Below are 9,752 nucleotides of genomic sequence, written 5' to 3' on the forward strand. Positions count from 1 at the left end.
GAGGTCAGCGCCCGCGCAGGATCGCGTTCATCCCGGCCGGATCGAGGGGGCCGTCGGGCTTGAGCGGGACGGTTTTGGGTGGGTCGGTCTTGGGCGGGGTGGCCGGTGTCGGCTGCGGCGCCGGGTCGGCGGCGGCCGTGGCGGCGGGCGGCCGGCCCTGGCGGGCGGCGATCTCGGACAGGATGCGGCTGCGGCCGAGGATCGCCGAGAGGCGCGTCGCGGCGTTGAAGCTCGACGGATCCTTCGGATCGAGGCCGCCCTCCTTGTGGAGCGCCACGCCGGCCACCGAGGCGTCGTACATCAGCGAGCCGGAGGAGCCGCCGAGCGTGTCGCAGCGGTGGCGCAGGTCCGGGCCGCCGTCCTGCTCCTTGAGGGCGAAGCAGCGGAAGCGGCTCATCACCTTCGGCCGCCCGAGGGGGTGGTGGATGACCAGCATCGAGCGGTTGCCCGCCACCGCCTCGCCCGAGAGCCGGGCGGCGCCGTAGGTGGCGGTCGGGTTGCCGGCGGCGCGGGCGAGCGCGTAGTCGAGGCGCGCGTCGAACTCGACCGGCTTCGGGTCGATCTCGAACCGCCGCGAGCCCGCTCCGTCGAGGGTCAGGTAATCCATCAGGATCGAGGCCTTGACCGGGGTCAGGTCGCCCGATTGCGGCAGGCAGTGGTGGTTGGTCAGCACGTAGTCGCCCGGCAGCAGCGTGCCGGTGCAGGAGGCGCCGACCATCTGGCCTGTGCGGCCGTTCTTCAGCACGATGTCGACCCGGCCGATCGGGCGGGCGAGCGCCGCGAGACCGTCCTTCGGATCGAGCTCGGCGATCGGCTCGAAGGCGCCCTTGTTGCGGTCGACGTAAGCCGCCGCGTCGCCGGTCGTCTGCCGCAGCGGCAGCTGCGCGCGACCGTAATCCGCAGGATCGAAACCGACGCTCTGCGCCCGCGCAGGCTCAGCGGCGCCGAGCGCCAGGATCAGGCCGATGATTGTGCAAGTTTCCCCCTTGGTCGAGCGGCGTGTCCGGTGGCTTGTGGCCATCGCTGTCCTCCTCTCGGCGGCGGCTTTATGCCGTCTGCCGACGCGCAAGTCAAAGAAAGTCGTTCTCCGCCCGGATCAAGTCGTCACGGGACGAGGGCATGGGTGATCCGCCCGCCCGGATTCCGGACGCTCGTCGCGCCCTGATTGTCGACGACGTGGCCGGGAATGGTCGAGCCTGACGGGCCGACCTGGTCTCGAACGACCTGAACCGCGTAGACGAGGTTTCGCCGGCCGTTCTCGCGCAGGAAATAGGCCTCGGCGCCGTCGGTCAGGCGCGTCGGGGGGAGCGCGGCGGCGGCCAGTTCGGGACCGACCGCGACGCGCCCGCCGGGTGCGGCGGGACGGAAGGCTAGGCCGCACAGTTCCGGTGCGAGGCGGCTCGGCCGCAGCCGGTCGGGCGATTCGAGGGGGACCGGGCGCCGCGCGGGCGGATCGGCCCCGAAGGCGACGCGCCGGCACGACGAGCCCGCCGGGGCGGCCAGCTCCTCGACCACGACCGGGCTCACCGGTTCCGGGGCGGGCGCCGTGTCGGGGTGCGGCGCGACCGCGGCGGAGGTTGCGTCGGCTACGACCGGCCGGTCCGCTGCCGTGTGCGCGCGGAGCAGCGCGAATCCGGCGACGAAGGTCGCGGCGATCGAGACGGCGGCGAGCGCCAGGGGAAGGAGAGGGAGCCGGCGGACGGCTGGGACTGGCGCCGGCCGCGCCAGGGCCGCGAGCGCCCCCGGCACGTCCGTGCCCGGCAGGAACACCGGCGGCCGGGTCCGGCCGAGCGCGCGAAACGCCCGCTCGGCCTCGGCCCTCTCGGGCCCGCCGGGCAACAGCACCGCGAGTTCGGCCCGCTCGGCCGCGTCGAGCAGCGCCCGGGAGCGCGCGATCTTGTCGAGGAGCGCGTAATCGCCCGGCAGCACCGCGAGGTCGAGGTCGACCGCTCCCGTCGCCCACAGGACGAGGTCGGCCGCCTCCGGCTCGGACGTGAGGGTGTGGCCCTGCGCCACGAGGCCGTGGGCGAGGCAGACCGGCACCTCCCACGAGCGGCCGGCATCGAAGGAGCCCGAGAGCCGCAGCTCGTAGGGGCCCGCCTCCGCGAGGCGCGACAACGGCCCGCCGCCGGCCGCGAGCCGCGCGTAGTCGCCCGACCACGGCAGCGGCCGGTAATCGCCCGCCGCGAAGGCGGCGGAGGCCGGCAGGCCGGGGCGGGCCTTGAGGCTGCGCACGACCACCGGACCGCCGGTCGTCGGCACCACGATCAGGATCGAGATCGGGCTCATCCCGTCGCGGGCTCCGCCCCTTTCCCGGACGGCCGAGAGCCTGTTCGCCTTGTCAGGAGGGACCACGGAAAATCTTTTCGGTCCTCTCCGCGACCTCATCCTGAGGTGCGACCAACGGGGGCCTTGAAGGAGGCCTCCAGTGACCGCGACCGCCGCGATTTCTGAGAGACTGTTTGTCTGGCCTCCACAGATTGATCAAGCTCCACGTCATTCCGGGGCCGCGTAGCGGAGCCCGGAATCCAGAACCGCAGATGGTATAAGAGAAAGCTGACGCCTATCCGCCTCGTTCTGTACGACCTGAGCGTCTGGATTCCGGGCTCCGCTTCGCGGCCCCGGAATGACCCTGAGGGTTGAAGGAGAGTTGAGAAAGTCAAACAGGCTCCGAAACGAAACGGAAGGAGATTCCCGGAAGGGAAGGAGAGGCTTGCAGACTCACGACGGGCCCGGACAGATCCCGGCGTCCGACCGGCCCGACGACGTCCCCTCACAGCAGGAACACCGCGCAGGCCGGATCCCGCAGCATCGCGCCGAGCCGCGCCGCCTCCGGAACCTCTGGATCGAGGGCGACCACGATCGCGTCGTCGAGGGCTTGCGGCAAGTCGAGCCGGACGATCTCGTCGCCGAGCAGCGCCTCGATTGCCCGCAAGGCCCGCGCTTCCTCGCCCCGCAGCACCAGGAGCGGCGGCCCGTCCTCGCTCGCCGGCAGGATCTCGAGGGTGAAGGCGCCGACGCGCCGGATCGTGACCGCGCCGTCCGAGGCTGCGACTGCGAGCGGCGCGTGGGCGATGGCCTGCCCGGCGAGCAGCGCCCGGTAGCGCCGGGCGGTCGCGGGATCGGTGCGGATCGCCCGCACCACCGCGAGATCGACCGGCCCGTCCGCCGCGCGGATGGCGTAGGCCCAGAGCGCGGCGGCGCTCGGGCCGGTTTCCGCCTCGCGCGCGGGCCCGCTTCCCCGCATCAGCGCGCGGGCGGCGTGGATCTCGGCGAGCAGGCGCGCCTCGTCGCTCATGCGCCCGCCTCCGCCGCGTAGGCTTCGGCGAAGGTGCGGGCGAAGACGTCCCGGTCCGCCGCGAAGGCCGCGTCGAGCGGCCGGTGCCGGGCGAGGCTGTCGATGGCGCGAGCGAGCCGGCCCGCCTCCTCGGCGAGCCGCAGCAGCGCCGCATCCGCCGCCGCGAAACCCGCCGCGAGGCGCGCGGGATCGTCGAAGCCGGCGCGCCGCACCCGGCGGCTATCGGCGAGCGCCGCCGCGAGGGCGTCGCGCATCTCGGGCGCCAGGCCGTCGGCATCCGCCGGCACCCGGAGCGCCGCCGCGATCCGCAGCATGCGGTCGAGATGCGCCGTCAGCGCCTCGGCCCGGGCGGCGAGCGCCGGGTATGTCTCGGCTTCCGCGCAGGCGGTGCGCTCGGCGATGCTCGGTCCCCCGCTGCCCCGGCGCAGTCGGTTGGCGAGGCCCGACTGCACCCGCCCGAAGCTCGCCGCCCGCAGCGTCGTCAGCGGGCGGGTGCGGTGGAACGGCTCCAGGCGCAGGAACTCGGCGAGGTCGTCGCGCTCGGCTCCGGTCAGGATCTTCGGGCCCTCCGGCAGGCCGTCGAGCAGGGCGGCCAGCGCCTCTGCCGGCTCGGCCGCGGCGAGGTCCGCCAGCGAGGCGTCGAGCCGCTCCTCCCAGCCCTCGACCGCGTCGAGCGAGGCGGGCGCGGAGAGCTCCGCGAGGCCGCCGAGGAGCGCGGAAGCCGCCTCGAAGGTCACGAAATGCTCGGCCACCGTCCGGAAGCCCGGCCGCTCCCCCTCGCTCATCTCCGCGCGCCAGAAGGCGAGGATGTCGTCGTCGGTGAAGGCGCGCCGCCCGTCGAGGAAGCTGAGGATCGCCCGGAAGCGCCGTTCCAGCGGCGCGAGCGGCAGGTGCGCCTGGCGGTAGGCGGCGAGGTGGCGGGCGAGCCGCCGGCTGAACGCCGCCGCGCCCTCCGCGTCCGGCGCCGCGGCGAGGTCGCCGAGCCAGCCGGTGAGGGTGGGAAAATGCGAGAGGTCCTCCGCCGTCAGCACGAACTCGGCCAGCGCCAGGAGCCGCGCGAGCCCGGCCCAGGTGGTGCGCCAGCCCGACGCCCCGGTGAGCCCGCGGGCATCGACGGCGATAGCCGCCCCCGCGAAGCGCGCTTCCAGCCGGTCGGCCCGCGCCAGCCCGGGGTCGAGGGCGAGGGTGACGAGGTCGCGCCCGTCCCGGGCCTCAGTGAGCCCCGCCAGGGCGGCGAGCGCGTGGGCGAGGTCCCAGAGCGGCTTGTCGCGGTTCGGTCGCACCGCGCCGGCGACCACCCGGGCGAGCCAGGCGCGGTCCTCGCGCGAGAGGTCGCGGCCCTCGGCCACCGCGGCGAGGTCGGCCGCGCAACGCTCGTCGTATCCGCCGGTCATGCGCCCGCCTTCTTGCGCGTCATCCACCAGATACTCCGGGCCTGCTCGTCCGTCACCCCGCGGCTGTTCTCAGCGACCGACGATGCGGGCGGCGACCGTGCGCGACAGGATCTCGATCGGCCGCGCAGCCGCCTCGGCGCTGCCGGCGAGCACCCGGATCGTCAAGAGGTCGCCGCCGCGCAGGATGATGGCGGTCGCGCCCGCGCTCGACCCGACGCCGTAGCCCGTGACCCAGCCGACCGCCGGGGCCACCGACAGCCCGGACAGCCGGCAATCCGTTCGGCGTTCTCGGCAGAGCGCCTCCAGCTGCGCCATCGAGGTTTGCCCTGCGCGCACCCGCTCCTCGGTCCCGTCGGCCTGACGGCCGAGGAGCAGGTCGACCATCGGCGCGCCCTCGCAGGTCGTGCACATCAGGGTCAGCCGGTCGGGCGCGGCGCGCGACACGAAACCGATGCCCAACGCGGTGCCGGCTTCGCTCGCGACTGCGGTGAGGTCGCGGATCGCGAAGCCCTCGGCGCAGGCCGGTGCGGCGGCAAGGCAGAGGAGGGCGATGAAGAGGTTTCGCATGCGATCGTCCCCACGAAGCCCCATCACCGCACCACGATCCGCGCCGTCGCCTCGGTCACGCCCGGCACCGCTCGGATCTTCTCCACGAGGTCGAGCACCTCCGGCGGCTGGAGCAGGCGCGCCTCGGCCTCGCCGCCCGGGGCGGCGGCGAGCCAGCGCGCGGCGAGCTCCGGCGGCAGGCCGCCGGGGATGCCGAAGCAGGCGAAGAGATTCTCGAACGGCTCGCCGGCGACGATCTCGTCGAGGCCGTAGCCGCGGGGGTAGCGCCGCACGTCGCCGGGGCCGAGCGGATTCTGCGAGGCGGGATTGCCGCGCACCGGCAGCGCCACGAAGGCGGTCTCGTCCGCCGCCACCACCCAGCAATAGAGGGTCTGGCGCGCCCGCGACTCGATGCGCAGCTCCAGCCGCTGGCCGGCCGAGAACGGCGTGGCGGTCGCCGCGACCGCGAGCCGGCCGCCATCGGTGCGCGCGGTCGCCGCGAGGTGGTCGAGGAACGGGCGCGGGGTCGGGTCGCAGCCCAAACCCTCGACGGCGATGCGCCGCCGCCCGGTCGGCGCCAGCACCGCGCCGTCGCGCTGGAACTCCAGCTCCATCCAGGAGCGGCGCTCGCGGTCGGTGAGGAAGCGCCCGCGCGCCGTGACCGGGCCGGCGCAGGCGATACCGGGCGGGCGGCGGCGCACCTCGAGCCGCCCGCCCTTGAGGATGCGGTTGGCCGAGCGCGCCTCGGCGTCGAGGGCGATCAGCAGGCGATCGGTGAGCGCCCCGGCGCAGGTCGAGTGCCCGCCCTCGGCCTCGAACGGGCAGACCTCGACGGCAGTCGCGTTCGGCGCCGCCTGCCCGAAGGCCTTCACCGCCCGCTCCATCTCGGCATCGACGTCCGCGACGCCGGCGCCGACGCGGATCGGCACCGTCAGGGGCTCGCTCGTCGCCTTGCAGGCGGCGGAGCGGGTGATCGCCTGGAGCCGGAGCGACGCGGTCTCGCCGGCCCGGCGCGGCTCGACCAGGAACACGCTGGCATCGCCCGCGAAGGCGGAGCGGATCTGCGCCTCGGCCTCCGGGCCGGACAAGCCGGTCGTGCCCTCGCGCAGCGCCTTCACCCGCACCACGTCCGCGGCGGCCGCGAGCCGGACCCGTCCGGTCGCCTGGAGCCGGCTCTCGACCGCGAGCCGCACCTCTTCGGCCTGCTCGCGCGACCACGCGGTCTGGCCGGGCTCGGGGCCGATCACGGCGAGCGACAGATCGGGTCGTCCGGCGCAAGCCGCGACCGCATCGAGGAAGGGCGCGAGCGCCTCGGTGCCGGGATCGGCCCGGGCCGGCCAGGCCGCGAGGAGCCCGGCGAGCGACGCGGCGAGAAGGAGCCTCATTCCGCCTCGTTCGCCTTGGCATATTGGTCGAGGGCGCGCACGAAGACCGGGTTGAAGCGCCCGTCGAGCGCGCCCGGATAGTAATCGGCCTGCTTGATCGCGCGCTGCACGGTGCGGATCGTCTCCGGCTTCAGCTTCTGCGCCGCGGTGTCGGTGGCCGAGACCGAGGCGGCGCCGATCTCGCCGCGCTTGAGCGCCCGCAGCACCATGTCGGCGGCGCTCACCCCGGGGAAGTAGCGGGAGAAGCCGTTGTCGATCAGGGTCGCCATGGTCGCCATCGCGACGGGATCGCCCTTCTCGGCCGCCTTGCGGAAGAGGTCGAAGCCCTGACGCAGGTCCTTCGGGAAGCCGTAGGCGCCGGTGGCGTAGTGCGGCACGAGCTTGCTGATCGAGGCGACGTCGCCGCCCTCCACGGCACGCTTGTAGAGCGCCACCGCCTCGGCCTCGTTCTTCGGGACGCCGTTGCCGTATTCGAGCATCCGGGCCGCGTTGGCGAGCGCCACCACGTTGCCGGCCTCGCCGGCCTGGCGGTAGAGGCGCAGGGCCTCGGCTTGCGAGCGCTTCACGCCCTGGCCGTTCTCGTAGAGCGTCGCGAGGTTGTTCATCGCCGCCGTGCTGCCGGCCTTCGCCGCCTTGTCGTAGGCCCCGAAAGCCTCCTTCGACCGGTCGGCCCGGTCGTAGGCGCGGCCGAGCTGGTAGGCGAGGCGGCGCAGGGCGGGATAGGCGGCGGACGCCCCGCGGCAGGCCTCGATCGCGGACGCCGCCTCGATCCGGCCGTACTTCACGCCCGTCACGCCTTTCGGCCGGTCGGGATCGTCGGTGCCGGCCGCGAGCGCGTCGCAGGTCTTCACCCGCGGGTCGCCGTTCGGATCGGACCCGCCGAGATAGCCTTCCGCCAGGCCGCGATAGGCGCACACCTCGGTGCAGGTATCGAGATAGGCCTGGTACTGCCGCGCCGTGCCGTACTTCGCCCAGTTCTCCTGATCGATCGCCGCCGCGTCGCGCTGGCGCCCGGCGAGCAGCCGGTCCATCGCCTGGGGCCGGTAGGCGCAGACCTCGCCGCAGGTGCCGACATACGCCTCGAACGCCTCCCGCGTGCCCGCGCTCTCGGCCCGCCGCCACGCCGCCTCGTCGCGGACCGCCGCGACCCCCTTCGCCACCGCGTCGACCGGCAGGGAGGCCTTGAGCACGATCGGCGCGTCGTCGATCTCCGGCACCTGCTCGCGGCCGGATGTGCGCCGCGCCGCGTCCTCGACCTCACGCCGCAGGTAACCCTTCAGCTCGGCCCAGGACACCTGCCCGTCGCCGTCGCCGCCGCGGTCTCCTTGCCGGTCCTTCTGGTCGGCGAGGCCGGAGACGCCCATCAGGAAGCGACTGGTGAGGAGGCCGAGGCGGTTCGCCTCGTCCCAGTTCGCCGGCGTCGCGCCCGAGGTCGCAACCAGCCGCACGATCCCGCTCTCCGCCTTGGGCTTCGCCGGGGCGAAGCCGGGGGCGGAGACCGCGAGCAGGCTCTCGCCCTTCCGTCCGGTCTCGCCGGTGAAGCAGGCATCGACCATCACCACGAGCTGGCGCCCGGGTCCGATCTTTCGCTTCACGAGGTCGAGGTTGCGGTAGAGCGTCTCGAGGGCGTAGCCGCTCTCGCCCTGGTTCGGGTTGCCGTCCTCCGGCAGGAGGAAGGGCTGGCGGCTGGCGAGATCCGGCACGCCGTGACCCGAGTAATAGACGAAGACGTTCGAGCGTCCCTCGCGCACGCTGCGCCACAGCCGGCCGGATTGCGGGTTCCGCTCGGTGCCGAAGACCTGGTTGAACTCGTTCAACGTCGCGTCCTTCACGACGAAGACGTTCGCGTCGCGGTAGCCAAGGCGCTGCACGAGGTAGGACCGCATCGCCTCGGCGTCGTGATGCGCGTAATCGACCGGCACCGTCTGCTTGTAGCGGCTGTTGCCGATCACGACGGCGACCGAATCGGCGTTGTCGGCGAAGGCCGAGGCTTCGGGAGCTTGCACCTCGGGTGCCGCGCGGGCCGCGAGCGGGGCGAGGAGGCTTGCGGCCTGCAGCAGGAGGGCGAACCCGATGCGGGCGACGCGCCCCCGCACCGCCATGGCATTCGTCATGCGTGGTCTCCTTGCCCTTGGGCGGGAGGCGGCCTCCCGGTCTCGGCTCCTGCGATAGCCGGCATCCCGGCACGAGCGGCCGGAGCGTGGAGGCGAAAGCCGGCCGTTGCATGGCGTAGCGATCGTCGAAGTCGCGGTCGTCGGCGTCGCCAACGCTACCGAGCGATGAGCCCAAGCGCGAGGCTGAGGAGGGCGAGGTGGAGCGGCGAGAGGGTGGTCAGCATCGCGAGCGCCCTCAGCGCAGGTAGAGGCCACGCCCGCACCGGCGTACCCGCCGCGGCTCGATGTAGCCGGTGAGGCGGTTGAACACCTCGACGGTCTGGTAAACGCAATAGCGCCCCGAATCGCGGCCGTTGTAGTAGACGCCACCGTTGTCGAGATCGACACCGATGAATTCCTGGTTACCGCGGCTGCCCGATGAGTCATGGTCCTGGGCGAGAGCCGGGACCGTGCCGCAGAGCAGGCCGAGGACGGTGAGGATCGTGATCGTTCTCATGGCACATCTCCGATCGGGCGCTGTTCGCCCTCACCGAGGCCATGGGTCGGTCAGACCGGTTTTCGTGCGGAGGATGCGGCCGGGACGCGGATTTTTCTGGATTGCCGGTGAATGCCGCGGATCGGGCAGCTGCGGGGGAATGGCTCGGCTTCCGGGCCGTCTCTCACCGGTGGGCGTGACGGCAAAAAGCCCGCCAGCTTTCGCTGGCGGGCTTGTTCATGTGGTTGGTTGCGGGGACAGGATTTGAACCTGTGACCTTCAGGTTATGAGCCTGACGAGCTACCGGGCTGCTCCACCCCGCGCCAGGGTGTGTTCGCGAAGAGGGAAGGTGTGCGTGCTTGGCAGGTCTGGCGGTGACCGACTCTCCCGTGTCTTGAGACACAGTACCATAGGCGCTGGGGCGGTTAACGGCCGAGTTCGAGATGGGATCGGGTTTGCGATCACCCCGCTCTGACCACCAGACCGGCCAAGCACGTTCGTCCGGCAAGCATATTGTGTTGGTCTTCATCGTGTTGTGGT

At 73.1% G+C, this 9,752-nt stretch carries 8 protein-coding genes, 1 tRNA gene and 1 rRNA gene; all 10 read right to left on the bottom strand.

Annotation, left to right across the window (positions count from 1 at the left end):
• Positions 1-4 precede the first annotated feature (4 nt).
• On the bottom strand, positions 5-1,021 hold the full coding sequence (locus BM430_RS04970; protein ID WP_093565962.1) for a trypsin-like serine peptidase: 1,017 nt from the start codon (positions 1,019-1,021) through the stop codon (positions 5-7).
• An 83-nt stretch (positions 1,022-1,104) separates the two neighbouring features.
• Positions 1,105-2,289 carry a hypothetical protein gene (locus tag BM430_RS04975; RefSeq protein WP_177302945.1) on the bottom strand — a complete coding sequence of 395 codons (1,185 nt, stop codon included), beginning with the start codon at positions 2,287-2,289 and terminating at the stop codon, positions 1,105-1,107.
• 484 nt (positions 2,290-2,773) lie between these two features.
• Positions 2,774-3,298, bottom strand: a complete 525-nt coding sequence (locus BM430_RS04980) for a hypothetical protein (RefSeq protein ID WP_093565963.1) — start codon at positions 3,296-3,298, stop codon at positions 2,774-2,776.
• Positions 3,295-4,692: a hypothetical protein gene (locus BM430_RS04985; protein WP_093565964.1), complete on the bottom strand. Its 1,398-nt coding sequence runs from the start codon at positions 4,690-4,692 to the stop codon at positions 3,295-3,297. Before BM430_RS04985 ends, BM430_RS04980 begins: the two co-directional genes overlap by 4 nt.
• A 69-nt stretch (positions 4,693-4,761) precedes the next feature.
• Complete coding sequence (locus BM430_RS04990; protein WP_093565966.1) at positions 4,762-5,259, bottom strand: hypothetical protein; 498 nt, start codon at positions 5,257-5,259, stop codon at positions 4,762-4,764.
• Between the two features lie 23 nt (positions 5,260-5,282).
• Complete coding sequence (locus BM430_RS04995) at positions 5,283-6,623, bottom strand: hypothetical protein (RefSeq protein WP_093565968.1); 1,341 nt, start codon at positions 6,621-6,623, stop codon at positions 5,283-5,285.
• Complete coding sequence (locus BM430_RS05000) at positions 6,620-8,737, bottom strand: caspase family protein (RefSeq protein ID WP_244539326.1); 2,118 nt, start codon at positions 8,735-8,737, stop codon at positions 6,620-6,622. Before BM430_RS05000 ends, BM430_RS04995 begins: the two co-directional genes overlap by 4 nt.
• Before the next feature lie 235 nt (positions 8,738-8,972).
• The gene (locus tag BM430_RS05005) at positions 8,973-9,233 is read right to left on the bottom strand and encodes a hypothetical protein (protein ID WP_093565970.1); all 261 of its coding nucleotides are present in this window, start codon (positions 9,231-9,233) and stop codon (positions 8,973-8,975) included.
• 225 nt (positions 9,234-9,458) lie between these two features.
• Positions 9,459-9,535: transfer RNA gene (locus tag BM430_RS05010), tRNA-Met, on the bottom strand.
• A 43-nt stretch (positions 9,536-9,578) separates the two neighbouring features.
• Positions 9,579-9,695: ribosomal RNA gene (rrf, locus tag BM430_RS05015) — 5S ribosomal RNA — on the bottom strand.
• Between the last annotated feature and the right edge of the window lie 57 nt (positions 9,696-9,752).

Origin of the sequence: Methylobacterium sp. 174MFSha1.1 (assembly GCF_900116815.1) — a bacterium.
Lineage (GTDB): Bacteria > Pseudomonadota > Alphaproteobacteria > Rhizobiales > Beijerinckiaceae > Methylobacterium.

Coding starts and splice junctions, on each gene's coding strand:
- BM430_RS04970 (WP_093565962.1), bottom strand. CDS start 1,021: ATGGCCACAAGCCACCGGACACGCCGCTCGACCAAGGGGGAAACTTGC.
- BM430_RS04975 (WP_177302945.1), bottom strand. CDS start 2,289: ATGAGCCCGATCTCGATCCTGATCGTGGTGCCGACGACCGGCGGTCCG.
- BM430_RS04980 (WP_093565963.1), bottom strand. CDS start 3,298: ATGAGCGACGAGGCGCGCCTGCTCGCCGAGATCCACGCCGCCCGCGCG.
- BM430_RS04985 (WP_093565964.1), bottom strand. CDS start 4,692: ATGACCGGCGGATACGACGAGCGTTGCGCGGCCGACCTCGCCGCGGTG.
- BM430_RS04990 (WP_093565966.1), bottom strand. CDS start 5,259: ATGCGAAACCTCTTCATCGCCCTCCTCTGCCTTGCCGCCGCACCGGCC.
- BM430_RS04995 (WP_093565968.1), bottom strand. CDS start 6,623: ATGAGGCTCCTTCTCGCCGCGTCGCTCGCCGGGCTCCTCGCGGCCTGG.
- BM430_RS05000 (WP_244539326.1), bottom strand. CDS start 8,737: ATGACGAATGCCATGGCGGTGCGGGGGCGCGTCGCCCGCATCGGGTTC.
- BM430_RS05005 (WP_093565970.1), bottom strand. CDS start 9,233: ATGAGAACGATCACGATCCTCACCGTCCTCGGCCTGCTCTGCGGCACG.